Source organism: Nocardioides sp. ChNu-153 (assembly GCF_030466625.1).
Lineage (GTDB): Bacteria > Actinomycetota > Actinomycetes > Propionibacteriales > Nocardioidaceae > Nocardioides.
The window spans coordinates 175,279-201,870 of sequence record NZ_JADEVT010000006.1 but is presented as its reverse complement, the minus strand read 5'-3'; the positions used below and the strand labels follow the sequence as shown (position 1 = coordinate 201,870).

Annotated in this window: 24 protein-coding genes; 9 read left to right on the top strand and 15 right to left on the bottom strand. The window is 72.6% G+C overall.

The features are described 5' to 3' along the window. A partial coding sequence (locus tag INN71_RS10515) for a response regulator transcription factor (protein ID WP_301800272.1) occupies positions 1 to 441 on the bottom strand: 441 nt, incomplete at its 3' end. A 159-nt stretch (positions 442 to 600) separates the two neighbouring features. Here INN71_RS10515 and INN71_RS10510 point away from each other — a divergent pair. From INN71_RS10510 to opgC, 5 genes are read left to right on the top strand one after another with little or no spacing between them, the layout of a single operon-like run. Next, complete coding sequence (locus INN71_RS10510; protein ID WP_301800270.1) at positions 601 to 1,875, top strand: PP2C family protein-serine/threonine phosphatase; 1,275 nt, start codon at positions 601 to 603, stop codon at positions 1,873 to 1,875. Then, positions 1,875 to 3,914 (top strand): glycosyltransferase family 2 protein, encoded by a 2,040-nt coding sequence (locus tag INN71_RS10505; protein ID WP_301800268.1) that lies wholly within the window; start codon positions 1,875 to 1,877, stop codon positions 3,912 to 3,914. The genes INN71_RS10510 and INN71_RS10505 overlap by 1 nt, the downstream gene beginning before the upstream one ends. After that, the gene (locus INN71_RS10500) at positions 3,911 to 4,243 is read left to right on the top strand and encodes an STAS domain-containing protein (RefSeq protein WP_277498350.1); all 333 of its coding nucleotides are present in this window, start codon (positions 3,911 to 3,913) and stop codon (positions 4,241 to 4,243) included. The genes INN71_RS10505 and INN71_RS10500 overlap by 4 nt, the downstream gene beginning before the upstream one ends. Then, a complete protein-coding gene (locus INN71_RS10495; RefSeq protein ID WP_301800266.1) occupies positions 4,236 to 4,691 on the top strand; it encodes an ATP-binding protein in 456 nt (151 codons plus the stop codon). Before INN71_RS10500 ends, INN71_RS10495 begins: the two co-directional genes overlap by 8 nt. Next, positions 4,661 to 7,273: an OpgC domain-containing protein gene (opgC, locus tag INN71_RS10490; protein WP_301800264.1), complete on the top strand. Its 2,613-nt coding sequence runs from the start codon at positions 4,661 to 4,663 to the stop codon at positions 7,271 to 7,273. The genes INN71_RS10495 and opgC overlap by 31 nt, the downstream gene beginning before the upstream one ends. Positions 7,274 to 7,291: 18 nt before the next feature. On the opposite strand, the gene INN71_RS10485 is transcribed toward opgC, so the two are convergent. From INN71_RS10485 to INN71_RS10475, 3 genes are all read right to left on the bottom strand, one after another. Beyond that, positions 7,292 to 8,581, bottom strand: coding sequence for a nitrate/nitrite transporter (locus tag INN71_RS10485; RefSeq protein WP_301800262.1), 1,290 nt, complete (start codon positions 8,579 to 8,581; stop codon positions 7,292 to 7,294). A gap of 31 nt (positions 8,582 to 8,612) precedes the next feature. After that, entirely contained in the window at positions 8,613 to 10,742 is a 2,130-nt protein-coding gene (gene uvrB, locus INN71_RS10480) for an excinuclease ABC subunit UvrB (protein WP_301800260.1), read from the bottom strand. A gap of 61 nt (positions 10,743 to 10,803) precedes the next feature. Beyond that, a complete protein-coding gene (locus INN71_RS10475; protein WP_277498344.1) occupies positions 10,804 to 11,187 on the bottom strand; it encodes a response regulator transcription factor in 384 nt (127 codons plus the stop codon). A 58-nt stretch (positions 11,188 to 11,245) separates the two neighbouring features. On the opposite strand from INN71_RS10475, the gene INN71_RS10470 reads away from it, so the two are divergent. From INN71_RS10470 to INN71_RS10460, 3 genes are all read left to right on the top strand, one after another. Continuing rightward, the gene (locus INN71_RS10470) at positions 11,246 to 12,505 is read left to right on the top strand and encodes a phosphatidylserine/phosphatidylglycerophosphate/cardiolipin synthase family protein (protein ID WP_277498343.1); all 1,260 of its coding nucleotides are present in this window, start codon (positions 11,246 to 11,248) and stop codon (positions 12,503 to 12,505) included. A 127-nt stretch (positions 12,506 to 12,632) separates the two neighbouring features. Continuing rightward, a complete protein-coding gene (locus tag INN71_RS10465; protein ID WP_301800257.1) occupies positions 12,633 to 13,520 on the top strand; it encodes an SDR family oxidoreductase in 888 nt (295 codons plus the stop codon). Next, positions 13,517 to 14,071, top strand: a complete 555-nt coding sequence (locus INN71_RS10460) for a carboxymuconolactone decarboxylase family protein (RefSeq protein WP_277498341.1) — start codon at positions 13,517 to 13,519, stop codon at positions 14,069 to 14,071. The genes INN71_RS10465 and INN71_RS10460 overlap by 4 nt, the downstream gene beginning before the upstream one ends. Before the next feature lie 16 nt (positions 14,072 to 14,087). Here INN71_RS10460 and INN71_RS10455 read toward each other — a convergent pair whose 3' ends face one another. The 10 genes from INN71_RS10455 to INN71_RS10410 form a co-directional block, all read right to left on the bottom strand. After that, a complete protein-coding gene (locus tag INN71_RS10455; RefSeq protein WP_301800254.1) occupies positions 14,088 to 15,179 on the bottom strand; it encodes an MCE family protein in 1,092 nt (363 codons plus the stop codon). A 1-nt stretch (position 15,180) separates the two neighbouring features. Next, a complete protein-coding gene (locus INN71_RS10450) occupies positions 15,181 to 16,215 on the bottom strand; it encodes an MCE family protein (RefSeq protein ID WP_277498339.1) in 1,035 nt (344 codons plus the stop codon). Beyond that, positions 16,212 to 17,309: an MCE family protein gene (locus INN71_RS10445; protein ID WP_277498338.1), complete on the bottom strand. Its 1,098-nt coding sequence runs from the start codon at positions 17,307 to 17,309 to the stop codon at positions 16,212 to 16,214. Before INN71_RS10445 ends, INN71_RS10450 begins: the two co-directional genes overlap by 4 nt. Then, on the bottom strand, positions 17,306 to 18,289 hold the full coding sequence (locus INN71_RS10440) for an MCE family protein (RefSeq protein WP_277498337.1): 984 nt from the start codon (positions 18,287 to 18,289) through the stop codon (positions 17,306 to 17,308). The genes INN71_RS10445 and INN71_RS10440 overlap by 4 nt, the downstream gene beginning before the upstream one ends. Next, positions 18,286 to 19,308: an MCE family protein gene (locus INN71_RS10435; protein ID WP_277498336.1), complete on the bottom strand. Its 1,023-nt coding sequence runs from the start codon at positions 19,306 to 19,308 to the stop codon at positions 18,286 to 18,288. The genes INN71_RS10440 and INN71_RS10435 overlap by 4 nt, the downstream gene beginning before the upstream one ends. 1 nt (position 19,309) lies before the next feature. Continuing rightward, positions 19,310 to 20,386 (bottom strand): MCE family protein, encoded by a 1,077-nt coding sequence (locus INN71_RS10430; RefSeq protein WP_301800252.1) that lies wholly within the window; start codon positions 20,384 to 20,386, stop codon positions 19,310 to 19,312. Between the two features lie 4 nt (positions 20,387 to 20,390). Next, positions 20,391 to 21,212: an ABC transporter permease gene (locus INN71_RS10425; RefSeq protein WP_277498334.1), complete on the bottom strand. Its 822-nt coding sequence runs from the start codon at positions 21,210 to 21,212 to the stop codon at positions 20,391 to 20,393. An 11-nt stretch (positions 21,213 to 21,223) separates the two neighbouring features. Further along, on the bottom strand, positions 21,224 to 22,057 hold the full coding sequence (locus INN71_RS10420; RefSeq protein ID WP_277498333.1) for an ABC transporter permease: 834 nt from the start codon (positions 22,055 to 22,057) through the stop codon (positions 21,224 to 21,226). Between the two features lie 9 nt (positions 22,058 to 22,066). Continuing rightward, entirely contained in the window at positions 22,067 to 23,017 is a 951-nt protein-coding gene (locus tag INN71_RS10415) for an SCP2 sterol-binding domain-containing protein (RefSeq protein ID WP_277498332.1), read from the bottom strand. Between the two features lie 279 nt (positions 23,018 to 23,296). Continuing rightward, positions 23,297 to 24,283, bottom strand: coding sequence for a DNA-3-methyladenine glycosylase (locus INN71_RS10410; protein WP_301800248.1), 987 nt, complete (start codon positions 24,281 to 24,283; stop codon positions 23,297 to 23,299). A gap of 168 nt (positions 24,284 to 24,451) precedes the next feature. Between INN71_RS10410 and INN71_RS10405 the strand changes: the two genes are divergently transcribed. After that, positions 24,452 to 25,213: a TetR/AcrR family transcriptional regulator gene (locus INN71_RS10405; protein ID WP_277498330.1), complete on the top strand. Its 762-nt coding sequence runs from the start codon at positions 24,452 to 24,454 to the stop codon at positions 25,211 to 25,213. A 75-nt stretch (positions 25,214 to 25,288) separates the two neighbouring features. On the opposite strand, the gene INN71_RS10400 is transcribed toward INN71_RS10405, so the two are convergent. Beyond that, entirely contained in the window at positions 25,289 to 26,578 is a 1,290-nt protein-coding gene (locus tag INN71_RS10400; RefSeq protein WP_277498328.1) for an acetyl-CoA C-acetyltransferase, read from the bottom strand. Positions 26,579 to 26,592: the final 14 nt, after the last annotated feature.

The following is a 26,592-nucleotide window of genomic DNA, read 5'->3' as shown; positions in this document are numbered from 1 at the left end:
CGCGGGCGCCCCGGCCGGTGCGGCGGGCGCGGCCGTCGTGCCGGCCGGCGTGGCCGCCACCGCGGGGCGCGAGCGCCGCAGGAACGCGCCCACCCGGGCGCGGAGCTCGCGGGGCGAGAACGGCTTGACCATGTAGTCGTCCGCGCCGACGTCGAGGCCGGCGAGCCGGTCGGACTCGTCCGTGCGACCGGTCAGCATGATGACGAACGCGTCGCTGAACGCACGCAGCCGCCGGCACGTCTCCATGCCGTCGATGTCGGGCAGGCCGAGGTCGAGGGTCACCAGGTCCGGCTGCTCGCGCCGCACGACCTCGACCGCCTCGGCGCCGGTCGACGCCTCCAGCACCGTGTAGCCGGCCTCCTCGAGGACCGTCACCACGAGGAACCGGATGTCCTCGTCGTCGTCCACGACCAGGACCGTGCGTCCCGTCTGCTCCGTCACGCCCGTGCGCCTCCCTCGTGCATCTGGTGCATCCCCGACCGCCCCGGTACCCGGCGAGCCGCGTCGGCACCGGTCGTGACCTGCGCGGTAGGTTCCACGTTAGCGTGGAGCGAGCACGCTCCGCTGGTGTCGTGGGGGCACCTACTCGAGGAGCGGCAGATGCAGGACGAGCGTCAGGGCACCCCGTCGACCCATCCCGGGTCGACGGCGTCGGGGCACGACGGCGGGGACGGGCAGGACGAGCCCGGCCGGCACGACGAGCCCGGCGACGTCGCGCTGCAGCGCGCCGTCGACGGGGTGAGCGACGTGGTGGGCTCCGGCAGCGAGCAGCTGGACCGGATCACCCGCGTCGCGCGCAAGCTCTTCCGCGTGACCGCCACCTCGATCACGCTGTTCGACCGCGACCGCGCGTGGCTGCCGAGCGCGCAGGGCACCGACCTGCGCACGCTCCCCCGGGCCCAGACCTTCTGCGACACCACCCAGGCGCTCGGCGACCTGCTCGTCGTCCACGACGCCCGCGACGACGAGCGGTTCGCCGACCTCGACATCGTCCGCGACGGCGGCATCGTGTTCTACGCCGGCCACCCGCTCACCGACCACCTGGGCAACGTCGTCGGCACGCTCTGCCTGTTCGACGACGCCCCGCGCGACCTCGACGAGGAGGGTCGCGCCGACCTCGCGGACCTCGCCGCGTGGGCGCAGCACGAGCTCGTGTCGTCGACCGAGATGGGCCAGGCCCGCGAGGTGCAGGCGTCGCTGCTGCCCGCCGAGCCCGTCTCGCACGGACCGTGGCGGGCGGCCGGCACCTGCCTGCCCGCCCTGGCCGTCGGCGGCGACTTCTTCGACCACGGCGTCGGCAGCGGCGTGCTGCACCTCGGGGTGGGCGACGTGATGGGCAAGGGCACCAGCGCCGCGCTCCTCGGCGCCGGCGCCCGCGCCGCGATCCGCAGCACCCACGCCGCGGTGACGGCGGGCGCGGACCTCGGCGTCACCGCCACCCAGGTCGCGCGGAGCCTCACCCCCGACCTGGAGCGCGCGGGCGCCTTCCTCACGGTCTTCGAGGCCGCGGTCGACCTCGACGACGGCTACACCCGCTGGGTCGACGCCGGCTCCGGGCTCGCCGCGGTGGTGCACCCGGACGGGTCGTGGACGACGCTGACCGGGCAGGACCGCCCCTTCGGCGTCTTCCCCGACGACCACTGGAGCGAGCACACGACCACGGTGGGCCCCGGTGACCGCCTCGTCGTGATCAGCGACGGCGTGCTCGACCTCCTCGACGCGCCCGAGACCCCGTGGCCGGAGCTGGCGGCGATCGTGCGCGCGGAGGAGACACCGGACGACCTGCTCGACGCGGTCCGTCGGCTCGCGCGGGAGCGCACCCCCCTCGACGACGTCACGGTCCTGGCGGTGTTCCGCCAGGCGGAGGAGGGGTGATGTCGCGGCGGCTGCTGCTCCTGCGGGTCATCGTCCTCGTCACGGCGCTGCTGGGCATCAACTACGTCACCTGGCGGTGGCTCTTCTCCGTCCACTGGTCCGCATGGTGGATCGCGGTGCCCCTGGTCATCGCCGAGACCTACAGCCTCGTCGACTCGCTGCTGTTCGGCATGGCGATGTGGCGGCTGAAGGAGCGCGGCGAGCCGCCGCCGCCGATCCCCGACGCGACCGTCGACGTCTTCATCACGACGTACAACGAGCCGATCGACCTCGTGCGCGGCACCGCGGTCGCGGCGGTGGCCATCCGCCACCCGCACCGCACGTGGATCCTCGACGACGGCAACCGCCCGGAGATGGGGCGCCTGGCCGAGGAGCTCGGCATCGGGTGGATCACCCGCTCCGGCGACTGGGCGGGCATGCCCCGCCACGCGAAGGCCGGCAACCTCAACAACGCGCTGCAGGCCACCGACGGCGAGTTCCTCCTCATCCTGGACGCCGACCAGGTGCCCTCCCCCGACATCCTCGACCGCACCCTCGGCTACTTCACCGATCCCGAGGTGGGGCTCGTGCAGACCCCGCAGTACTTCGTGAACGTGCCCGAGGACGACCCGCTCGGCAGCCAGGCGCCCCTCTTCTACGGCCCGATCCAGCAGGGCAAGGACGGCTGGAACTCCGCGTTCTTCTGCGGCTCCAACGCCGTCATCCGCCGCGAGGCCCTCATGCAGGTCGGCATCGCCCGCTACGTGCACGAGGTGGGCGTCGGCGTGAACCGCGCCCTGCGCTCCGCTCGCTCCGTCGTCGCCCGCGCCCGCAAGGAGCTCGGCCCCGAGGAGACGGCGGTCGCCAAGGCCCTCGACGAGGTGCTGTACGACGTGAACCGCGCGCGCCGCGAGATCGCGCGGGGCGAGGCGCTGCTCGACGTCACCTACCGGTTCCAGCACCGCATCGGCGAGATCCGGCGCCGCCTGGTCGCCGAGGACATGCAGCTCGTCGCCGCCGACCTCGAGGTCATCTCGCAGCTCGAGGGCCTGGCCGAGGCCTCCGACCAGTCGCTGGCCACCGTCAGCCTCGAGAGCATCGACCGGGTCACGGCCCGGGCGCTCTCCCCGCTCGGCGCCATCGAGACCGTCGAGGCGCTCGTGCGCGCGGTCGACGTCGACCGATCCGACGAGGCCATGCCGATCATGCCGATGGCCACCATCTCGGTCACCGAGGACATGGCCACGTGCATGCGCATCCACGGGCTCGGATGGCGCACCGTCTACCACGACGAGGTGCTGGCGCACGGGCTCGCGCCGGAGGACCTGGAGTCGATGCTGACCCAGCGGCTGCGCTGGGCGCAGGGCACCGCGCAGGTCATGTTCCGGGAGAACCCGCTGGTGCAGAAGCGGCTGCGCTGGCCGCAGCGGCTGATGTACTTCGCGACGATGTGGAGCTACCTCTCGGGCTTCGCCGCGCTGGTCTACATCGCCGCGCCCGTCGTCTACCTGACGATCGGCGTGCTGCCGGTGCAGGCGCTCAGCTCGGACTTCTTCCTGCGCCTCGTGCCGTTCCTCGTCGTCAACCAGCTGCTGTTCTTCGTCGCCGCCGCCGGGCGTCCGACGTGGCGGGGCCAGCAGTACTCGCTCGCGCTCTTCCCGGTGTGGATCAAGTCGGTCACGTCCGCCTTCGGCAACGTGTTCCTCGGTCGCGACCTCGACTTCTCGGTGACCCCGAAGGTGCGCAAGGAGGACGAGCGGCTGCGCTGGGACCTCGTGCGCCCGCAGCTGATCGCGATGGGCCTGCTCACCCTCGCCGCCGTCGTCGGCGTCGTCCGCCTGGCCGTCGGCCAGGCCTCGGTGCTCGGCACGTCGCTCAACCTGGTCTGGGTCGTGTTCGACCTGGTCATCTTCTCGGTCATCATCCGGGCCGTCCGCTACCGCGGCTACGCCCCCGAGACCGCCGAGGCCCCCGAGGCCCCCGACGAGCCCGACGAGCCCGACGGCGCGGCCGGGACCGCCCTGCCGCCCACCTCCCCCGCCAGCGAAGGAGACCGATGATCGACATCGACGTCAGCACCGACCGAGGGATCGCCGTCGTGGTGCCCCACGGGCGCCTCAACATGGTCGCCGCCCGGCAGCTGCGGGAGACGCTGAACGGGGTCATCGAGGGCGGCACCAACCGCGTCGTCGTCGACCTCGCCGAGACCACGTTCCTCGACTCCTCGGGGCTCGGTGCGCTCATCAGCGGTCTCAAGTCGGCGCGCCAGGCGGGGGGCGACCTCCGCATCGCCCGACCGACCCCGGCGGTGCTGTCGGTCTTCGAGCTGACCAACATCGACAAGGTGCTGCGCCCGCGGGCGGACGTGGAGAGCGCGTTCGATGTCTGAGCGCTCCCACCAGGGTGACGAGGCGGACGGCGCGCGCGTCCTGCTCCTCGACCTGGCCGCCGAGCCCTCGGCCCTCGACGACGCGCACGACGCCCTCGACCAGGCGTGGGAGGAGCACCCCGAGGTGGGCGACGCCGAGCGGCTGCGCTTCGTCATGGCCGCGATGGAGATCCTCGGCAACGTGGTCGAGCACGCGTACGCCGCCGACGAGGAGCCCCGGCGGCGCCGGCTGACGCTCGAGGTGCGCCGCGTCGACGACGGCCTGCTCGGCACCATCAGCGACAACGGCCAGCCCGCGGCGCTCGACCTCAGCGACGTGACGATGCCCGGGGAGGACGCCGAGAGCGGCCGGGGTCTGGCCCTGGCGCTCGCCGCGCTCGACGAGCTCGGCTACGAGCGCGTCGAGGGGCGGAACGTGTGGACGCTGCGGTGCGCGCCCCGGGGCTGAGCGCCCCGGGAGGGGCCTCCGCGTCGGGTGCGCTCCGCCGTACCCCGGTCGTGCTGGCCTGCCTCGGGCTCCTGCTGACCCTGCTGTCCTTCGTCTCGGCGGCCCCGCCCGCCGGTGCCGCCGACGACGACGCTCCCCCGGAGCTGCCGCCCGCCGGCAGCCCCTGGTTCGGTCCCGGCCTGACGTGGACCGAGGACTCCGCGGCCGACTACGCGAGCCGGCTGGGGCGCACGCCGTCGCTCTACACCCAGCGCGTCAACTACCCCCTCGGCGACGACGACCGCACCTACCTGCGCCAGTTCGTGGAGCAGGCCGCGACCCAGGGCGCGGTCGCCGTCGTGAGCCTCGAGCCGGTGATGCCGCTCGTGGACCTCACCGACGCGCACGCCGCCGACCTGGCCGACGAGCTCGTGGAGCTGCACGACGAGCTCGACACCTACTTCCTCGTGCGGTTCGCGCCCGAGATGAACGGCACCTGGTACGGCTGGGGCCAGCAGCCCCGCTCGTACGTCGAGGCCTTCCGCACCGTCGCCGACGCCGTCCACGACGCCACGCCGCACGCGGCCATGGTCTGGTCGCCGGTGTACGGCGCGGGCTACCCCTACGGAGCGGCCTACGGCGACGTCGACCCGGACCGGTTGGCGGAGGTCGCCGAGCTCGACACCGACGGCAGCGGGCGGCTCGACGAGGGCGACGACCCGTACGGCCCGTACTGGCCGGGCCCCGAGGCCGTCGACTGGGTGGGCCTGACGCTCTACCACTTCGGCCCGGACCGGGGTCGCATCGACAACGACCTCGACCCGACCGAGGGCGGCGAGACCGGCGACGTCGAGACGAGCGAGGGCTTCGAGCTCGACCGCGTGCCCGCCGAGGACGCCTACCGCGACCGCCTCGAGGAGCAGTTCAACTACGTCGGTGACGGCGAGCGGACCCCGTTCTACGAGCGGTTCGCCGAGGAGTTCGAGCTGCCGATGCTGGTCGAGACGGGGGCGCTGTGGATCCCCGACGACGCCGGCGACCCCGAGCTCGACATCAAGCAGACGTGGTGGCGCCAGGTCTTCGAGGCCGAGGCCGACTACCCCCTCGTGCGGGGCTACTCGTGGCTGGAGCAGCGCCGCCCGGAGGCCGAGGCCGACGACCGCACCGTCGACTGGCGCGCGACCCGCACCGACGAGCTGACCGCGGCGCTGCGTCCCGACCTGCTCGACTCCGACACCCGGCTCGGGCCGGTCACCCGTGTCCTCGACCAGGAGGCGGGCAACGAGGCGACCGCCCAGGGGCGCCTGCCCGACGCGGACGACATCGGCGCCGAGATGGGCTGGATCGTCTTCTGCGTCGCCGTGCTCGCCGTGCTCTTCGCGCTGGCGGGCCCGGCCGGGCGGTGGCTGCCCTCGTGGCGCTACCCCGACGAGGACGACCCGCGCGACAAGCGCCTCGACCTGTTCCGCGGGTGGATCATCCTGGCGGTGGTCATCACCCACATCGAGGTGGCGAGCCCGTACTCCTACATCACCCTCAACGCGATCGGCGCCATCACCGGCGCCGAGATGTTCGTGCTGCTCTCGGGCATCGTGCTCGGCATGATCTACCTGCCCACCGTGCGCAAGCTCGGTGAGTGGCCGACCGCGGTGACGATGTGGCGCCGGGCCCGCAAGCAGTACGTCGTGGCGCTCGTCGTCGTCATGCTCGTCTACCTGCTCGGGCTGGTGCCGTTCATCGACGCCACGGTGATCACCACGTTCACCGACCGCGGCACCGGTGAGGACGGCGAGGTCCTCAAGGGGCAGGTCTACGACCTGTACGCGAACGCGCCCCGCCTCTTCGACTACCCGCCGCCGTGGTACGCGGTGCGGCAGTTCCTCCTGCTGGAGATGGGGCCCTGGGTCTTCAACATCATGGGCCTGTTCGTGGTGCTGAGCCTGCTGCTGCCGGTGCTGATGTTCCTCGTCAAGCGCGGGCTGTGGTGGCTGCTGCTGGCCATCTCCTGGGGGCTCTACATCTGGAACGCGTTCGACGAGGTCCACCCGCTGCCCTCGCAGTTCGAGGCCGTGTTCCCCCTGCTGACGTGGCAGATCGCGTTCACCCACGGCCTGGTGCTCGGCGTCTACCGGCGCCAGATCACCCGGGCGCTGCTGACCCGGGCCGGGAAGATCGGCTGCGCGGTCTTCGTGTTCGGCTACGCCGGCAGCCTGGTGTGGCTGTGGCTGGCCCACACGTACGGCTACTCGGCCTCGCCGTTCCCGGAGGGGGCCTACGGCTGGCTCTACGACAACGCCTACACCCGGGTGTTCCTGCAGCCCGGGCGCCTGCTCGACCTCGCGCTCATGATCATCGTGGCCTACGCGGTGCTGACGACGATGTGGAAGCCGATCGACAAGGTGATCGGCTGGTTCTGGACGCCGCTGGGCTCCTCGAGCCTCTACGTCTTCATCGTGCACGTGTTCTTCGTGCTCGCGGTCGGCAACATCCCGGGGCTGGACCGGGGCTCGATCTGGCAGGGCACACTCGTGCACACGGCGGTGCTGGCCCTCATCTGGCTGATGGTGCGCAAGCGGTTCCTGTTCTCCGTGATCCCGCGCTGAGCCGGACCCGGACGGGGCCTACGTGGGCACGGCGGCCGTCGCCTCGCCCGCGCGCAGGTGCGCGCGGGCGGAGCGGCGGTAGCGCCAGACCTGCACGAGCCCGACGCCCCAGAGCAGGAACTGCAGGCTCATCGCCCAGCGGAACGCCTCGGGCGTGTACGTCGCGCCGTCCCCGGGGGTGCGCCAGTCGAGCACCAGGCCGATGCCGACGACCAGGAGCAGGGTGGCGTAGAAGCCGCCCTGGTTGACGAGCCCCGTCGCGCTCGCGAGCCGCTCGAGGGGGTTCGAGGTGCGGGCCACGTCGAAGCCGATCATCGAGGCCGGGCCGCCGACGCCCACGACCACGACGAGCAGCACGAGCACGGCCAGCGGGGCGTCGCCCGGCCAGGCGAGCACGACCGCCCACATGACGACCATCGCGCTCACGATGCCGATGGCCATGGTCGAGCGGTGGTAGGGGAACGCGCCGACGAGCCAGCCCAGCACGGGCCCCGCAGTCATGACCGCGACCACCATGAGCGTGAGCAGCAGCCCGGCGACGGCCTCGTCCTGGCCCTCCCCCTGCACGAAGAACGGGTAGCCCCAGAGCGTGCCGAGCGCGTTCGCGCTGAACGGCGTCATGAAGTGCATCCACATGCCCAGGCGCGTCCCCGGGTGCCGCCACGCCTCGCGCAGACCGGTGAGGGTGTCGCGGGGGGACAGCGCCGGCCCGCGCAGCGAGCGCCGCGTCGGGGTGTCGTGCACGAGCACCAGCAGCGCGACGAGCAGCACGATGCCGACGGCGGCGGCGCCCAGGTAGGTGCGGGTCCACCCGAACGCCCCCAGCGCCAGCGTCATCGGCACGGCAGCGACCACGGCCCCGAGCTGGCCGAGCGTGCCCGTCAGCTGGCTCATCAGCGGCACCTGCCGCAGGGGGAACCACGACGACACGAGGCGCAGCACGCAGATGAAGACGAGGGCGTCGCCGACGCCCACGAACACCCGGGCCAGCAGCGCGACGGCGTAGGTCTCGGCGAACGCGAAGCCGGCCTGCGCGCAGGTGAGCACCACCAGGCCGCACAGCAGCACCTGCCGCGAGCCGAAGCGGTCGACGAGCACGCCGACGGGGACCTGCATCACGGCGTACACCAGCAGCTGGAGCATGACGAAGCTCGCCAGCTGCGACGCGTTGATGTCGAAGCGCTCCCGCGCCACGAGACCGGCGACGGCGAGGGAGGAGCGGTGGAAGACGGCGAGGAGGTAGACCGCGAGACCGAGGCCCCACACGACGTAGGGGCGCAGCCGTCCGACGGCCGGGTCGTTGCTCATTGCAACGAATCCTACGCCGCGGCGCGGGCCCTCACTTCGCGGCCTCCATCATCTGGCGCAGCTCCTTCTTCAGGTCCGAGATCTCGTCGCGCAGGCGCGCGGCCAGCTCGAACTGCAGCTCCGCGGCCGCGGTCTTCATCTGCTCCGACAGCTCCTGGACCAGCTGGGCGAGCTCGGCGCTCGGCAGGCCCGCCGCGCGGGCGACCCGGTCGGCCACGGCCTGGTCGCCCAGCACCGGCACGGGCGCCTTGCGGGGCTTGACCCCGCCGGCCCGGCCCTTCTGCCCCACGTCGGCCCAGGTCTGCAGGAGGGCCTCGGTCGTCTCGTCCTCGCGCGCCAGCATCTCGGTGATGTCGGCGATCTTCTTGCGCAGCGGCTGCGGGTCGACCCCGTGCGCCACGTTGTAGGCGACCTGCTTCTCCCGGCGGCGGTTCGTCTCGTCGATCGCCGACGCCATCGAGGGCGTGATGCGGTCGGCGTACATGTGCACCTGACCCGAGACGTTGCGCGCCGCGCGCCCGATCGTCTGGATCAGCGACTTGTCGGAGCGCAGGAAGCCCTCCTTGTCGGCGTCGAGGATCGCCACGAGCGACACCTCGGGCAGGTCGAGGCCCTCGCGCAGCAGGTTGATGCCGACCAGCACGTCGTAGGCCCCGAGCCGCAGGTCGCGCAGCAGCTCGATGCGCTTGAGGGTGTCCACCTCGGAGTGCAGGTAGCGCGTGCGGATGCCGGCGTCGAGCAGGTAGTCGGTGAGGTCCTCCGACATCTTCTTCGTCAGCGTCGTCACCAGCACGCGCTCCTGGCGCTCGACGCGCGTGCGGATCTCGCCGATGAGGTCGTCGATCTGGCCCTTCGTGGGCTTCACGATGACCTCGGGGTCGACCAGGCCGGTCGGGCGGATGATCTGCTCGACGACGTCGCCGCCGACCTTGTCGAGCTCGTAGTTGCCCGGCGTGGCCGACAGGTAGATCGTCTGCCCGATCCGCTCCAGGAACTCCTCCCAGCGCAGCGGCCGGTTGTCCATCGCGCTGGGCAGGCGGAACCCGTGGTCCACGAGGTTGCGCTTGCGGGACATGTCGCCCTCGTACATGCCGCCGATCTGCGGCACCGCGACGTGGGACTCGTCCACGACGAGCAGGAAGTCCTCGGGGAAGTAGTCGAGCAGCGTGTTCGGGGCCGTGCCCCGGGCGCGCCCGTCCATGTGCATCGAGTAGTTCTCGATGCCCGAGCACGAGCCGACCTGGCGCATCATCTCGATGTCGTACGTCGTGCGCATCCGCAGGCGCTGGGCCTCCAGCAGCTTGCCCTGGCCCTCGAAGACCTCGAGCTGGTCGGCCAGCTCGAGCTCGATCCCCTTGATGGCCCGCTCCATGCGCTCGGGACCCGCGACGTAGTGGCTCGCCGGGAAGACGTAGAGCTCCTCGTCCTCGGTCAGGATCTCGCCGGTCACGGGGTGCAGCGACATGAGCCGCTCGATCTCGTCGCCGAAGAACTCCACCCGCACGGCGTGCTCCTCGTAGACCGGGAAGATCTCGAGGGTGTCGCCCCGCACCCGGAAGGTGCCCCGCGTGAACGCCAGGTCGTTGCGCGTGTACTGGATCTCGACGAGCCGGCGCAGGATCGAGTCGCGGTCGCGCTCCTCCCCCACGCGCAGCCGCAGCATGCGGTCGACGTACTCCTGCGGGGTGCCGAGGCCGTAGATGCACGACACCGTCGAGACCACGATGACGTCGCGACGCGTCAGCAGCGAGTTGGTCGCCGAGTGGCGCAGCCGCTCGACCTCCTCGTTGATCGAGGAGTCCTTCTCGATGTAGGTGTCGGTCTGCGGGACGTACGCCTCGGGCTGGTAGTAGTCGTAGTAGGAGACGAAGTACTCCACCGCGTTGTCGGGGAACAGCTGGCGCAGCTCGTTCGCGAACTGCGCGGCCAGCGTCTTGTTGGGCTGCAGCACGAGCATCGGGCGCTGCACCTGCTCGGCCACCCAGGCGACGCTGGCGGTCTTGCCGGTGCCGGTCGCGCCGAGCAGCACGACGTCCTGCACGCCGGCGTCGATGCGGCGGGAGATCTCGGCGATGGCGGCGGGCTGGTCGCCGGCCGGCTGGTAGTCCGAGACGACCTGGAACGGCGCCACCCGGCGCTCGAGATCGGTGACGGGTCGCATGGGTGCGAGCGTACGACGCGCCACCGACAGGACCGTCCGGCGTGCGCGCCCCGGGGCGGGCTCAGCCCGTCGACAGGCCCCGCTCGGCGAGCGCTGCGCCGACGACCTCGCGCAGCTGGCGGGGCGAGAACGGCTTCGACATGAACGTGTCGGCGCCCAGCTCCGCGCCCGAGTCGCGGTCGGCCTTCTCCTCGCGGGCGGTGAGGATCACGACGTACGCCTCGCTGAACTCGCGCAGGCGCCGGCACGTCTCGATGCCGTCGATGTCGGGGAGGCCGAGGTCGAGGGTGACGACGTCGGGCGGGTTGGAGCGGGCCAGGTCGAGGGCCTGCAGGCCGTGGGAGGCCTGCTCGACCTCGACGTCCAGGCGCTCGAGCACCAGGGCGACGAGCTCGCGGATGTCCCCGTCGTCGTCCACGACCAGCACTCGTCCTCGGCGTGCCATCGCCACCTCTTCCCTCCCTGGGCGGTCGGCGGGCGCCGACCTCGCTAGATTGTCGCTCGTGAGATCACGCAGCGCCGGTGCCGACCGTATCCTCCGCGTGCTGCGGCGCACACTGCTCACCCTCCTCGGGGTGCAGCTGGCGCTCGCCCTCGGCATGACGTTCGTCGACTCCTACCGCCGCCGCGGCAAGAAGCCCAAGCCGTTCCCGACCACGTCGCCGACCACCGTCGAGATCGGTGAGGGCACCGTCACCACCTACACCTTCGGCCAGGACCTGTACGACGACATGCTCGCGGCCATCGCGGGCGCGCGCCGCCGGATCCTGCTGGAGACCTACATCTGGAAGGGCGACGAGGTCGGGGAGCGCTTCAAGCAGGCGCTCGTCGACGCGGCAGCCCGCGGGGTGGACGTCTACTGCATCTACGACGGCTTCGCGAACCTCGTGGTCGACCCGCGGTTCAAGCGGTTCCCGCCGGAGATCAAGGTGCTCCCCTACCCCGTGTACGGCGCGGGCCTGCGCTTCTGGGACCTGCGGCGCTACGGGCGCGACCACCGCAAGATCCTCGTCGTCGACGACGAGACCGGGTTCGTCGGCGGCTACAACATCGGCGCGCCCTACGCCACGGAGTGGCGCGACACCCACGTGCGGATCACCGGCCCCGGCGTGTGGGACCTGACCCGCACGTTCGCCGACTTCTGGAACCTGCACCGCCGCAAGCGCTTCCGCAGCAGCGAGCGGCCCCTGCTGCTCGAGACCGCGTCGGTGTGGGAGCCCCGCATCCGGTTCCACCGCAACATCCCGCGCCTGTGGATGTTCCCCATCCGCTCGATGTACCTCGAGGCCATGGACCGGGCCACGCACAACATCTGGATGACCCACGCCTACTTCATCCCCGACCAGGACTTCGTCGACTCCCTCGTGCGCGCGGCCCACCGGGGCGTCGACGTGCGCATCCTGCTGCCGCACAAGTCGAACCACATCGTGGCCGACTGGATCTCGCGCGGCTACTTCTCCCAGCTGCTGGAGGCGGGGGTCCGCGTCCTGCGGTTCCGCGAGGCGATGGTCCACGCCAAGACCGCGACGATCGACGGCAGCTGGTCCACCGTCGGCACGGCCAACGTCGACCGCCTCAGCCTCCAGGGCAACTACGAGATCAACGTCGAGGTCATCGACGAGGAGTTCGCCGCCACCATGGAGGAGATCTTCCTCTCCGACCAGGGACACAGCTGGGAGCTGCGCGGCGACGAGTGGGAGGCCCGCTCGGCCCACCGAAAGTTCACCGAGTTCGTCCTCGCTCCCCTGCGCCCGCTGCTCTGACCCCCGCCCCGCACCCTTCCGTACCGCACCCTTCCGCCCCGGGCTGCGGCCGTGCGAGGCTGGGCCGACCCGGGCCCCGGCGCCGACGAACGTCTGCGCGGCCCGGTCGACGGGGAGGAGACCCACCATGGGGCCGTGGCGCCGCACGTTCGAGCTCGCCGGTCGGGACGTCCTCGTCACCGGGGCGGCCAGCGGCATCGGCCGGGCCGTGGCCCTGCGCGTCGCGCGCGAGGGGGCCCGCCTGCACCTGACGGACCTGCGGGAGGAGCCCCTGCTCGCCGTCGCCGCCGAGGTCCGCGCCGCGGGCGGCGAGGTCGGCCTGGTCCGCGCCGCGGACGTCTCCGACCGTACGGCGGTGCTCGCCCTCGGCGCCGACCTCACCGCGGTCCACGGCCCCATGGACGTGGTGATGAACGTGGCCGGCATCTCCGCCTGGGGCACCGTCCGCTCGCTGGAGGGGCACCACTGGCGCAGCATGGTCGAGGTCAACCTCATGGGCCCCGTCCACGTCATCGAGGCGCTCGTGCCGCCCATGGTCGACGCGGGACGGGGCGGGGCCCTGGTCAACGTCGCGTCGGCCGCGGGCATCATCGCGATGCCGTGGCACGCGGCGTACAGCGCGAGCAAGTTCGGTCTGCGCGGCGTCTCGGAGGTGCTGCGCTTCGACCTCGCCCCGCACCGCATCCGGGTGAGCCTGGTGTGCCCCGGCGGGGTCGCGACGCCGCTCACCGAGACGGTGCAGATCGCCGGCGTGGACACGACCACCCCGCGCTTCCGACGCCTGCTCCGGCGCTTCCGCAGCCACGCCGTCACGCCCGAGCAGGCGGCCGAGGCCATCGTCGCGGGCGTCCGGAAGGGCCGGTTCTGGGTCTACACCTCGAGCGACATCCGCCTGCTCCACCTCCTGCAGCGCCTCTTCCCGCCCGGCTACCGCCTGGCGATGACGGTGCTCCACCGCGCCGCCAACGCCGCGCTGCCCGAGGTCGGGCGCGCCCGGCGTCAGGACGCCGCGTGAGCGCTCCCCCGCCCCGCGTGGCACCCGGTGGGCGCCGGGACGTGGGCGTGCCCGCCTGGCTGCTGGCCCGCGCCGCCGGGCGCCTCACCGGGACCGAGCCGCCGGCCGTGTTCCTCACGCTGGGGCGCACCCGGGGCCTGTTCTGGGGGTGGCTGCACTTCGCGGGTCGCCTCATGCCCGGCGGCCGGCTCCCGCGGCGCGACACCGAGCTCGTGATCCTCCGCGTGGCGACCCTCGCGGGCAGCGCGTACGAGCTCACCCAGCACCGCCGCCTGGCGCGGCGCGCCGGTCTCGGCGAGGCGGAGGTCGCGCGCGTCGCCGACGGCCCCGGCGCCGAGGGCTGGACCCCGCGCCAGCGGCTGCTGCTGGGCGCCACCGACGCCCTGGTGCGCGACCGCGACCTCGACGACGAGACGTGGGCCGCGGTGCAGGCCGAGCTCGGCGACCGCTGCGCCGTCGAGCTGCTGCTCCTCGTCGGGCACTACGACATGCTCGCGCTCGTGCTCCACGCCCTGCGCGTGCAGCCCGACGCCCCCCGCCGGCGGCGCTGAGCCCCGGCGTACCGGGTCAGCGGTCGAGCGGCGGCGGCGCGTACTGCGCGCCGCGACGCACCGGGCCGCCGATCGCGCAGCGACCGTCGACGTAGGTCTCCAGCCGGTCCGTCGAGCGCGGGTCGCCGCGGTACTCGCGGTAGTCGCACTCCTGGGCGCCCTGCAGCCACAGGTCGAGGTTGAGCCATCCGCCCTCGAAGGCGCTCGCGAAGCGGCTCATGCCGTAGAACAGCGCGTCGGGCAGCGCGCGCAGGTGGGGCTCGCGCTCGTAGACCACCTGGCCCAGCGTGTTGAGCTGGGTCAGCAGGGGCGGCAGCACCGGCCGGAGGTCGGCCACGAGCAGCTCGACGTTGGCGAAGTCGGCGCCGGTGCGTCCCAGGATCTCGCGGAACTGCGGGTCGAAGTCGCGCAGGAAGGCCGAGATCGAGGCCGCCGCCGTCGAGAACCGCTCGAGCAGGGGGATGTTGCCCTCGAGCAGCTCGCCGACCGTCTGGCCGTTCGTCAGCAGGCGCTGGGTCTCGGGGAACGCGGCGTCGAGGGTGGCCGACAGGTTGTCGGTCGCGTCGAGCAGGGTCTCGAGGTCGTCACCGACGCCGTCGGTGGCTGCGCCGAGCTCGGCCAGCACCAGCTGCAGCTGGTCCTCGTCGATCACCCGGATGAACCCGTTGAGGCTCTCGGCGGCCTCCGCGAAGGACACCGGGATGTCGACGGCCTCGGCCGAGATCCGGTCGCCGTCGGTGAGGTAGGGGCCCTCCTCGTCCTTCGGACGGAAGTCGAGGTACTGCTCGCCGACCGGCGACAGGCTCCGCACCTGGGCCTGCGTCGACTCGGGGATCTCGGTGCCCTCGGACAGGCTCACCGTCGCGGTGATGCCCCCCTCGGGGTTGATCCGGATGGTGTCGACCGTCCCGACGCGACTGCCGCGGTACGACGCGGCCGACCCCTCGAACAGGCCGCCGCTGCGCGGCAGGTCGATGGAGATGCTCGCCGGCCGGCCCGTGAGCGGCAGGTTGAGGACCGACGTGAGCATGTAGGCCAGCGTCACGGCGAACACGACTACGAGGCCGATGACGCTGAGCACGAGCTTGCTCGGCAGGAGGCGGGACATGTCAGCCACCGTTCGGCGTCGAGCCGCCGAGGAGGTCGCCCAGCCCCGGCAGCGGTGAGGTGAGGACGGAGTCGACCCGCAGCTTGAAGTACAGGTTGAGGTAGTCCGTCGGGGTGCGGTCGTCGAGGGTGGCCGAGAACGTCGCCAGGTCGTCCAGGGCGGGCAGCAGCTCGCCCTCGGCGGCCAGCACCGTGTCGAGCACCGGGCCCAGCTCGTCGACGATGAGGACCAGGTCCTCCCGGGTGCGCACCACCAGGTCGTCGGCGGTGATCGCCAGCGCGTCGGCGGAGCGCAGGAGCGCGGCGAGGTCGTCGGTGTTCTCCGTCAGCGTCTGCGCGGCGGGGCGCAGGTCCCGCAGCGCGGCGTTGATCGTCTCCTCGCGGGCGTCCAGCGTGGCCGAGGCCGCGGAGAGCGCGTCGAGCACCCGGTCGATCTCCTGGGTGGAGGCGAGCGCCTCCGCCAGGAAGATGTCCGTCTGCTCCAGGAGGCTCTGGGTGGCGCCGACGCGGCCGTCGAGCGCCGTGTTCAGCTCGCTGACGATGGTCTGGATCTGGCCCAGGTTGCCGCCGTTGACCAGCAGCGAGGCCGACGCCAGGGCGTCCTCCACGCTGGGGGCCACGGCCGTGCTGGCGTCGTCGACGGTGTCGCCCTCCGCGAGCAGCTCGCCCTCGCCGGACGGCGTGATCTCGACGTACACCTCGCCCAGCGCCGTGGTGTAGCGCAGCCGGAAGCGCGAGGTCGAGGGGATCTCGATGTCGTCGTCGATCGCCATCGTGACGCGGGCCCGGTAGTCGTCCGGCTCGATCTTGACGACCTTGCCCACCTGCACGCCGTCGACCTTGACGGTGGCGCCGTCGGGGAGGTTGAGCGCGTCGGAGAAGCTCGCGGTGAGCTGGTACCGGTCCGCGCCGGCAGCGGTGGGCCGCAGGTTGTCGACGCGGCTGCAGCCGGCCGCCGCCATCGCGACGGCGGTCACCGCCACCAGGGCGGTGGTGCCGCGGCGCAGCGGCCGGGTGGTGCGGGGGAAGGGGCTCATGGCGTCAGCAGTCCTCCCAGCTGGCGCAGGAGCGCCAGCAGGTCCGGGCTGGTGCCGAGCTGCGCGCACACGTCCAGCGGCAGCGACGCGAGCGCACCGCACAGGGCCTCCGTCACCGGCTGCACCGGCGAGAAGTACTGCGGGGGCAGCTTGACCAGCAGACGGTTCTCGTCGGTGACCGCGTCGCCGACGTTGGTGAAGGCCATCGGCCCGATCTCGATGGTCTCCTCGAGCTGGGCGCGGTGGGCCGCCAGGTTCTCGAGCACACCGGTCAGGCCCCGCGTCGTCGTCGCGATGGCCGAGCGGTTCTCGACCGAGAACCGGCCCAGCGCCGCGAGTGCGTCGCTCAGGGCGACGAGAGACGCCTCGAAGTTGTCCTGCTCGGCCGCGAACAGCTCGGTCGCCTCGGTGACGCTGAGCAGGAACTCGTTGATCGTGCCCTGGTTCTCCGCGAGCAGCGTCGTCAGGTCGTCGAGGTCGCCGATAGTGCCCGCGATGTCGTCGCTGTTGGCCGACAGCGAGTCCGCCGCCTGCGCGAACTGGCGGATCGTCTCGTTGAGCTGGGCGCCCCGCCCGTTCAGCGTGCCGGCGCCGATCTCGAGCAGCCGGTTCAGCGTGTCGGCGTTGCCGTCGGGGCCGCGCAGGCCGTCGCTGAACGTGCGCAGCGTCTCCAGCACCTCGTCGAACTCGATCGGGGTGCGGGTGCGCTCGACCGGGATGACGGCGCCGTCCTCCAGCCGCGGCCCGTCGGCGAACGCCGGCGTCATCTCGACGTACCGGTCGGTGGCCACCGAGCGGGACATGACGAGGGCGCCCGCGCTGGCGGGCAGGTCGGCGTCCGGCTCGATCTCGAGCGTCACGTCGACGACCTCGCCGCGCGGCTCGATCTCGGTGACCGTGCCGATCGGGACGCCGAGCACACCGACGTCGTTGCCGACGAAGAGCCCGGAGGTGGTGGTGAACTGCGCCGTCACCTCGATCATGCCGTCGTCCCCGACGGAGCAGCCGCCGGTCGAGAGGAGCACGCCACCGGCGAGGAGGGCCGCCGTCCGCGCCCGCAGGCGTGACCGCCCGCCCTGCTGGACCCCGCTCATCGGACGCACACCCTTTCGATGACGCACTCGAGGTTGTCCGGCAGGCCGCCGGGCGTGTACTGCGCCAGCCACGGACCCGTGCCCGCGCTGTTCGTGAAGTAGCGGGCGGTCGCGGGGAGGATCTCGAGCGCCGAGTTCAGCGCGCCCTCGTGCCGCTCCAGCACCGCCACCGTCGTGTCGAGGTCCGCGAGCAGCGGCTGCACGGCTTCCTCGTTGTCCTCGATCACCCCCCGCAGCAGGGTGCCCAGCTCCGTCATGTCGGTCAGGAGGGCGTTGATCGCGTCGCGTCGCACCCGCAGGGTGTCGAGGATCAGGTCGCCCTGGCGCATCAGCTCGATGAGGTCGGGCGTCGACTCGCTCAGCTGCTGGGTGACCTGGCGGGCCGCGCCCAGCAGGGTGGTCAGCTGCTCGGAGCGGCGCACGACGACACCGGACAGGCTCTGCACCCCGTCGAGCGCCGGCCCGAGGTCGTCCCCGGTCACGTCGAGCACCTCGGTGACCTCGGCGAGGCTGCGCTCGAGCGCGACGCTGTCGAACTCGTCGAGCTCGCCCACCGCGCCGTCGATCGCGTCCTGCAGGTTGTAGGGCACGCGGGTCTGGGCCATCGGGACGGTGTCGTCGGGCAGCTCGCCCTCCCCCGCCGGGGTGACCATGAGGAAGTGGGTGCCCAGCAGCGTGGCCACTTTGACCTCGACGGTCGTCTCCGAGCCCAGCTCGACGTCCTGGTCGAGGGTGAAGGTCACGCGGACGGCCTGGCCGTCGAGCTCGATGTCGGTCACGTCGCCGGTGCCGACGCCCGCGACCTGCACCTCCTCGCCCACCCGGATGCCGCCGGTGTTCTCCAGCATGGCCGAGTAGGTCTTGGTGCCGATCGACAGGCCCGACGCCGCGCCGATGACGGCGGCGAGGAACGCCAGGACGGCCAGGCCGGCGAGGCCGACGCGGTAGCGGTTCGCGTTCGCGAGGTTCAGCTTGCTCATGACGGCGTGCACGCCTCCGAGTAGGGGCCCCCGCTGCCCGGCACCCAGATCGTCGCCCCCGCGACGTCCACGCCCAGGTTGCAGAGGTAGATGTTGAGGTAGGCGCCGTAGGACATCGACCGCGAGTACGCGCCCAGCAGCAGCGGGAGCGACTCCACGGTCCGGGCGACCCGGTCCTGCTCGCGCGCCAGCAGCGCGGCGGTGTCGGCGAGGCTGGCGACGTCGCGCGCCAGGGGCGCGCGGATCTCGGCCAGCAGGTCGGAGGTCGAGGCCACGAGGCTGCCCAGGTTGTCGATCGAGTTGGCGAACACGTCCCGCTGGGCCGCGAGCCCGGTCATCAGGTCGCGCAGCTGCACGACGGTGGCGTCGAACTGCGCCGACTGCTCGTCGAGGTTCTGCAGCACCGGCGTGAGGTTGGCCAGCACCTCCCCGAAGACCTGGTCCTTGCCCGCCAGGTACTCCGTCGCCTCCGCCGTGTTCTGCAGCAGCGACTCGATGGTGCCCGCCTCGCCCTGCAGGACGGCGACGATGTTGCCCGCGAGCTGGTTGACCTCGGAGGGCTCCAGCACCTCGAACAGCGGCTCGAAGCCGTTGAGCAGCACGGTGAGGTCGAACCCGGGCGAGGTGCGCTCCCGGCTGATGGGGGTGTCCTCGTCGAGCTCGTCGCCGCGGTCGCCGTCGGGCGCCGACAGCGCGAGGTACCGCTGCCCCAGCAGGTTCTGGTAGCGCAGCGCGACCAGCGTCTGCTCGTAGACCGGCTGGTCCTCGCGCAGGGAGAAGGTGACCTCCGCCGAGTTGTCGTCGGCCAGCTCGATCGACTCGACGCGACCGACCTTCACGCCGGCGACGCGCACGTCGTCGCCCTCGCGCAGGCCGCTCACCGCGGTGAACTCCGCCGTCCACTCACGCAGGTCGCCGCCGACGGTGTTCGTCATCATGCGGAACAGCCCGACGAACAGCACGAGCGCGACCACCGCGAAGACGACGAACTTGACCAGCGTGCTCTTGAGCCCGGTCACGTCAGCACCCCCGTCCCTGCAGGTCGCCGTACGACGGGCAGTCCGCCGCCCCGTAGGCCTGCGGCCCCGTCAGCACCAGGTCGGCGTCGATCCGCACGTAGCGGCCGTAGCTCATGGCCTCGGTGAAGCCGCGCCCGAAGTCGGCGGCGGCCAGGACCCCGGCGACCACGTCGTCGCGCTCGTCGTACAGCACGTCGACGGTGACCGCGGTGCGCAGCAGCATGTCGACCAGCCCCTGCTCGTTCTCCGTCAGCAGCGCCCGCGTCTCGTCGAAGGCGGAGCTGCCGTTCGTGACGATGGCGGCGAAGTTGCGCTCCTGCTCCACGAGCGTGCGGGCGGCGACGAGGATGTCGTCGGTGGCCGCGAAGAGCTCCGGCGCGTAGCGCTGGAACGCCTCCAGGTTGGTGGACAGCAGCTCGAGGTTGCGACGCACGCGGGGGAACTCCGGGTTCAGCTTGGTCAGGTACTCGTCGAGACGCTCGATCGTGCGTCCCAGCTGCTCGCCGTTGCCGTCGAGGGCCTGGGCGAGGTTGCGCAGGGTGGTGGCCAGCTCGGCCGGGCCGAGCGCGGTGACGATCTGGTCGATGCTGTCCAGCACCTCCTGCAGCTCGAGGGTCTCCGCGCTGTTGTCCTGCGGGATGGTCTGGCCGGCGCGCAGGAACTCGGTGGTCTCCTGCGGCGAGGTGAGCTCGACGAACGACGTGCCGAACACGGTCGCCGGCAGCACGCGGGCCTGCACGTTGCGCGGCAGGTCGGAGGACAGCTCGGGGTCGAACTTCACCCCGACCTCCACGTACGCGCGGCCCGTGTCGGCGTCCGCCTCCTCGCCGTGCTGGATCGACTGGACCCGCCCGACGATGACGCCCTGGAAGCGCACGTCAGCGCCCTCGCGCAGCGCGCCGCCGGCGTTGTCGAGCTGGACGGTGCCATCGAACTGCTCGGCGAACGCGCCCCGGCCCACCAGCACGAGGAGCGCCACGACCATGCCGATGACGACCACGCCCGCCGTGCCGCGCAGCACGAGCGTCGCCTTGGCGGGCTCGCGGTTGTTGCCCTTGAGGACCTGCCAGATGCTCACGCCATCACCCCGTGATCCTGAAGCCGGGGTCGTTGCCCCAGAACGCGAGCGTCAGCAGCATGTTCATGAGGATGACGACGACGATGCTCGCCCGGATGGCCCGGCCGGTGGCCTCGCCGACGCCCTGGGGACCACCGCCGGCGTTGAACCCGTACCAGCAGTGGATGAGCGTGACCAGCACGGCGAACACGACGATCTTGACGACCGAGAAGAAGACGTCGCGGCCCGAGATGAAGATGTCGAAGTAGTACTCGTAGGTTCCCGACGACTGCCCGAACACGACGACCACCGAGAGCTGCGAGGCGATCCACGAGCCGAGCAGACCGATGAGGTAGAGCGGCAGGATGGCGAACATCGAGGCGAGCAGGCGCGTGGTCACCAGGTAGCGCAACGGGTGCACGGCCATGACGCCGAGCGCGTCGATCTCCTCGTGGATGCGCATCGAGCCCAGCTGCGAGGTGAAGCGGCACCCCACCTGGGCGGCCAGGGCCAGCGCAGCGATGAGCGGGGCGAGCTCACGGGTGTTCACCGACGCCGACACGAAGCCGGTCAGCGGGGCCAGACCCACCAGCTCGAGGCCGTTGAAGCCCTCGATGCCGAGCGAGGTGCCCGCCGACAGGGAGAGCAGCACCATGACGCCGATCGTGCCGCCGCCGACGATGATGGCGCCGGAGCCCCAGCTGATGTCCATCAGCTGGCGCAGCACCTCCTTGCGGTAGTGCACGAGCGTGTACCGGATCGCGAGGATCGCGCGGACGGCGAAGGTGAAGAAGTCGCCGATCCGGGCGAGCCCGTCGGCCGGTGCGTCGAGGATCTTGGCTGCCATCGGTCCCTCCCTCACGCGATCCGCTGCGGCACGAGCATGACGTAGGCCTGGGTCACCGCGACGTTCACGATGGACAGCAGGATGAAGCTGAGCACCACGGCCTGGTTCACCGCGTCGGCGACGCCCTTGGGCCCGCCCTTCGCGTTGAGGCCCTTGTGGGCGGCGACGATGGTGGCGATGAAGCCGAACAGGGCCGCCTTGAACTCCGCGAGCACCAGGTCGGTCGGCTGCGCGAAGGAGATGAACGAGTTCAGGTAGGTGCCCGAGCTGACGTCACCGCTGCCCACGTTGAGGAAGTAGCCGGTGCCGATCGCGGTCACCGCCACGATCACGTTGAGCAGCAGGGCCACGACGATGGCCGCGAACAGCCGCGGCGCCACCAGCCGGTTCACGGGGTTGATGCCCATGACCCGCAGCGCGTCGACCTCCTCGCGGACCGTGCGCGCCCCGATGTCGGAGCACAGCGCGGACCCGACCGCGCCGGCGATCATGAGCGACGTCACCAGGGGGGCGCCCTGGCGCAGCACGCCGATGCCGTTGACCGCGCCGCTGAACGAGATCGCGCCGATCTGGTTGGCGATGCCGCCGATCTGCACCGACACGATGACGCCGAACGGGATGGCCACGAGGATCGTGGGCAGCAGCGACACCTTCGTCATGAACCAGGCCTGGAACAGCGCCTCCTGCCACGAGAACTTGCGCTGGACGATGTCGACGAAGATCGCGCGGGTCGCCTCGACGGCGAGGATGATCATGGCACCGGTGGTGGTGATGCCGGCCTGCATCCGTCCCCGGAGGTCGCCCACCAGGGCTGCTCCCGGCAGGCTGCGGGTTGTCGTGGACACGGGGGCTCCTCAGCTCGGACGGGGGATGTCGATGGCGGAGCTCAGCAGCAGGGCCTTGGCCCGGTCGCCGCGCACACGCAGCTGACCGCGCAGCACGGCGGTGAGCGGGTTGAGGTGGCCGGTCGCCACGCGCAGGAAGTCCTCGCCCGAGCAGGTCACCGTGGCGTCGCGGTCGACGGTCGGGTCCTCGTCCGCCGGGCGGTCGGGCGTGATCGGGGTGACCGTGGCGGCACCGTCCGCGACGCGCACGACGAAGCGGTCGTGGCCGCCGCCGGCGGCGCCCGTGATGCGGAAGACGACCGTGAGCCGTACGAGGCCCGGCAGCCGCGGCTTGACGTGCTCCGGCAGGCGTCGCGCGACCTCGGCCAGCACCACGTCGCGGAACGGCCCCGCCATGACCGCGCGCAGGTGCCCGGTCGGGACCCCGAGCAGCACGGACGACACCGCACGCGGGTCGAGGGCGGCGGGCTCGACGAGGGGCTCGCCCGAGCCCGGGACGCGCAGGACCCGCCCCGCCCGGAGCACCGTCGCCTGGTCGCCGGCGAGCTCGAGGCGGCCCGCGAGCAGCTCGAGCGCCGCCTCGGCCTGACCGGTCAGCAGGCGGACGAAGCCGAGGGCGGTCAGTCGCACCACGACCTCGGGCCGGCCGGCGGCGGGGCGGCCCGTCGTACCCCCCGCGGTGGCGTGCACGCGGCCGCCGTCGACGACGACCGTGCGGCGGTGGACCAGCGCACCGCGTCGGGTGAGCTCGAAGGTGACGGCGCAGGTGTCCACGCCGTCCGGGGCGCCCGAGGCGTCGACGAGCGCGTCCACCAGGGCGTCGACCAGGGCGGCCCCGTCGGGGCCGGTCACCCGCTCGAGCACGAGCGCGTCGTCGGCGTCGCGCAGCACCGCGAGGAGCGCGGGACCCTCCAGCGCCAGCAGCTCACCCGCGCCGAGCAGCCCGCCGGGGGCGCTCACGCGACCACCGCGACGGCCGCGACGACGGACGCGATGCCGGGCTGCCGACGTCGTGACGCCGGCCGCGGGGCACGACTGGTGGGCATCTGCACTCCGTTCCACTCCCTCAAGCGGTCACAGGGGTAACGCCGGGTTCACCCTGGGGTTACGCGGGTCACACCTTAACCGTTGCACCGCTCGTGTCGTGTCGTGGCTCACGTCCCGGCGGGAGGAAGGTACTCGCGGGTACGGGACCTGCCAAGGGGCCCGCCGAGCGTCCGTCCGGCGCCGCGGGGGCGCTCACCGGCCGCGCCGGCGCACCGGCAGGTGGGTGCGCGGGGACATCCGCGCCCCGTGCCGGGGCCGCCGCAGCCCGGCCACGGCCAGCAGCTCCGGGACCCGGGCGCGGTGGGGCCGGTAGGGCTCGAGCAGCTCGGCCATCCCGGCGTCGTCGACGGGCTCGCCGACCAGCGCCCAGCCCACGTCCTTGGCGACGTGGTAGTCGCCGAAGCTCACCGCGTCGGCGTCGCCGAGCGCGCGGCGCGTGGTCTCCGCGGCGGTCCAGACACCCACCCCGGGGACGGTGCGCAGGCGCCGGGTGACCTCGGCGGGCTCGAGGCCGACGGCCCGCTCGAGGGAGTCGGCGACCCGGGCCACCCGCACCAGGGTGCGCGAGCGGCCCGGGTCGATGCCGAGGGCGAGCCACTCCCACGACGGCACCAGCGCGAGCGTCCCGGGGGCAGGTGGCACGAGGAGCGGGCGGCCCGGCCGGACACCCGCACCGGTCCGCGCCCGTCCGCCCACCGGCCGGTCCCCCGGTTCCGGCCCCGGGGCGGGCTCGCCGTACCGGCGCAGCAGCGCGGCGTAGGAGGCGAATGCCTCCTGGCCGGTCACCTTCTGCTCGATGACCGCGGGCACGAGGGCGTCGAGCAGCACCCCGCTGCGCCCGAGCCGCCAGGCACCGTGGCGACGCCAGACGTCCCGCACGACCGGGTGGTGGGGCCGGAAGCCCGTCACGTCGTCCGCCGCCCCGAGGAGCCCGGGGGCCGCCTCGGCGAGCCAGTCCGCGCCCGGGCCCCAGCACGTGAGGTCGACCTCGCCGTCGTGGGGCCGGGCCAGCACGCGCAGGGTCGCGGGTCCCTCGGGCGTGCGCTGGGCACGCCAGTGCGCGCCGTCGAGGGTGACCGCGTACGACGGGTCCCCCGCCCCGTGGCGCTGCTGGCGCAGGACGGCGGTCGCCGGGCAGGGCCACCCGGGCCGCCAGGTGCGGTGCACCTCGCCGCTCACCACGGGCTCACCACGGGCTTACCACCGGCTCACCACCCGCTCACCGCACCCTCCTCCTCCCGGACGTCCGTGGGCGACGCTAGTCCGCGGCACCGACGGGCGGGCCCCTCCGCGAGCGGACACGCGTGCCACGCCCGTGCAACTGCGCGTTGCACTACGATGCCGCGCATGAGCGAGGCGGCGGCGCCCCCTGCCGACGGGGCCGACGGGCCGGGCGGGCCCGACGAGTCGGGCGGGGCGACCCAGGAGAAGGCACCCGGCGGGGACCGGCGACGGTCGGCGGCGGCGACGCGGCGGCGTCGTCGGGAGCAGGACATCCTGGAGGCCACCCGACGGCTCTTCGACGAGCGGGGCGTCCGCGACGCGCAGATCGAGGACGTCGCCCAGGCGGTCGGCATCAACCGCGCCATCGTCTACCGCCACTTCACGGGCAAGGAGGAGCTCTTCGCCCTCACGCTCGTGGGCTACCTCGAGGAGCTGCGCGACGCTCTGGCCGCCGGCGCCGCGACGTCGCAGCGCGCCCCCGAGCGCCTCGAGGCGGTCGTGACCGCGTTCATCGAGTACGGCCTGGGCTACCCCGCGTTCGTCGACTGCGCCCAGACCCTCATGCGGCGGACGGGCACCGAGCTGCTGGACGAGATCAGCGAGAGCGCGATGCTCCGGCTGGGCCGGGGCATCTCCGGGTGCCTGGCCGTCCTCACCGGCGTGCTCGAGGACGGCGTGCGCTCCGGGGAGTTCTCCGTGGCCGACCCCATCCTGCTCTCGAACACCCTCTACGCGAGCGGGCTCGGGGCGCTGCAGCTCGCCCGCGTCGGCATCCTCGTGAAGGAGGCCGCGCCGGGCATCCCGACCGTCTCGAGCATCTCGCCCGAGCAGGTGCGGGTCTACATGGTCACCTCGGCCCTCGCGCTGGCCACGACCACGGGCTGACCGCCACGACGACCGACGGCGGCGACCCCCACCCGGGGATCGCCGCCGTCGTCGCGTGCGGGTGGTGCCGCCGCGTCAGTCCGCGGGGCGCTCGAGGATGGCGGTCACGCCCTGGCCGCCCGCGGCGCAGATCGAGATGACGGCCCGGCCCTCGCCCTTGTCGGCGAGCAGCTTCGCGGCGTTCGCGATGATGCGCCCGCCGGTCGCGGCGAACGGGTGGCCGGCGCCGAGCGAGGAGCCCTTGACGTTGAGCTTGTCCCGGTCGATCGAGCCCAGCGGCGCGTCGAGGCCGAGGCGCTCCTTGCAGAACACCGGGTCCTCCCACGCGGCGAGCGTCGAGAGCACCTGCGAGGCGAACGCCTCGTGGATCTCGTAGAAGTCGAAGTCCTGCAGACCGAGGCCCTCGCGCTCGAGCATGCGCGGCATGGCGTAGGCGGGCGCCATGAGGAGGCCCTCGCCGCCGTGCACGTAGTCGACGGCGGCCGTCTCGTACGCCGTGAGGTAGGCCAGCACCGGCAGGCCCTTCTCCTTCGCCCACTCCTCGGACGCGAGCAGCACCACGGAGGCGCCGTCGGTCAGCGGGGTCGAGTTGCCGGCCGTCATCGTGGCGGCCTCGCCCTTGCCGAAGACCGGCTTGAGCTTGGCCAGCTTCTCGGCCGTGGAGTCGGCGCGCAGGTTGTTGTCGCGCTCCACGCCGCGGAACGGCGTGACGAGGTCGGCCTGCCACCCCTCGTCGTACGACGCGGCGAGGTGCTGGTGCGACGCGGCGGCGAGCTCGTCCTGGGCCTCGCGGGTGATCTGCCACTCGACGGCGGTCAGCGCCTGGTGCTCACCCATGGACAGGCCGGTGCGCGGCTCGCCGTTCTGGGGGATGGTCGGCACGACGTCCGCCGGGCGGATGCGGGCCAGGGCCGCGAGCCGGCCCTTGAGGTCCTTGGCGCGGTTGGCGTCGAGGAGGATCTTGCGGAGGTTCTCGCCCAGGGCGATCGGGGCGTCGGAGGTCGTGTCCGAGCCGCCGGCGATGCCCGCGTCGATCTGGCCGAGGGCGATCTTGTTGGCGACGTAGATGATCGCCTGCAGGCCCGTTCCGCACGCCTGCTGGATGTCGGTGGCCGGCGTCGTCGGCGCGAGCTTGGAGCCCAGCACCGCCTCGCGGGTCAGGTTGAAGTCGCGGGAGTGCTTGAGGACGGCACCGGCGACGACCTCGCCCACCTGCTCCCCGGCGAGGCCGAAGCGGTCGACGAGACCGTCGATCGCCGCGGTCAGCATGTCCTGGTTGGAGGCGTCCGAGTAGACGCTGTTCGAGCGGGCGAAGGGGATGCGGTTGCCGCCGACGACGGCGACGCGGCGAGTCTGGGCCTGCATGTCGATCTGCTCCT

What these genes read in the sequence shown, in the direction of transcription:
- INN71_RS10500 (WP_277498350.1), top strand. Translation starts at nt 3,911, where the DNA reads ATGATCGACATCGACGTCAGCACCGACCGAGGGATCGCCGTCGTGGTG.
- INN71_RS10450 (WP_277498339.1), bottom strand. Translation starts at nt 16,215, where the DNA reads ATGAGCCCCTTCCCCCGCACCACCCGGCCGCTGCGCCGCGGCACCACC.
- INN71_RS10505 (WP_301800268.1), top strand. Translation starts at nt 1,875, where the DNA reads ATGTCGCGGCGGCTGCTGCTCCTGCGGGTCATCGTCCTCGTCACGGCG.
- INN71_RS10475 (WP_277498344.1), bottom strand. Translation starts at nt 11,187, where the DNA reads ATGGCACGCCGAGGACGAGTGCTGGTCGTGGACGACGACGGGGACATC.
- INN71_RS10455 (WP_301800254.1), bottom strand. Translation starts at nt 15,179, where the DNA reads ATGTCCCGCCTCCTGCCGAGCAAGCTCGTGCTCAGCGTCATCGGCCTC.
- INN71_RS10405 (WP_277498330.1), top strand. Translation starts at nt 24,452, where the DNA reads ATGAGCGAGGCGGCGGCGCCCCCTGCCGACGGGGCCGACGGGCCGGGC.
- INN71_RS10510 (WP_301800270.1), top strand. Translation starts at nt 601, where the DNA reads ATGCAGGACGAGCGTCAGGGCACCCCGTCGACCCATCCCGGGTCGACG.
- INN71_RS10445 (WP_277498338.1), bottom strand. Translation starts at nt 17,309, where the DNA reads ATGAGCGGGGTCCAGCAGGGCGGGCGGTCACGCCTGCGGGCGCGGACG.
- INN71_RS10485 (WP_301800262.1), bottom strand. Translation starts at nt 8,581, where the DNA reads ATGAGCAACGACCCGGCCGTCGGACGGCTGCGCCCCTACGTCGTGTGG.
- INN71_RS10440 (WP_277498337.1), bottom strand. Translation starts at nt 18,289, where the DNA reads ATGAGCAAGCTGAACCTCGCGAACGCGAACCGCTACCGCGTCGGCCTC.
- uvrB (WP_301800260.1), bottom strand. Translation starts at nt 10,742, where the DNA reads ATGCGACCCGTCACCGATCTCGAGCGCCGGGTGGCGCCGTTCCAGGTC.
- INN71_RS10465 (WP_301800257.1), top strand. Translation starts at nt 12,633, where the DNA reads ATGGGGCCGTGGCGCCGCACGTTCGAGCTCGCCGGTCGGGACGTCCTC.
- INN71_RS10400 (WP_277498328.1), bottom strand. Translation starts at nt 26,578, where the DNA reads ATGCAGGCCCAGACTCGCCGCGTCGCCGTCGTCGGCGGCAACCGCATC.
- INN71_RS10425 (WP_277498334.1), bottom strand. Translation starts at nt 21,212, where the DNA reads ATGGCAGCCAAGATCCTCGACGCACCGGCCGACGGGCTCGCCCGGATC.
- INN71_RS10495 (WP_301800266.1), top strand. Translation starts at nt 4,236, where the DNA reads ATGTCTGAGCGCTCCCACCAGGGTGACGAGGCGGACGGCGCGCGCGTC.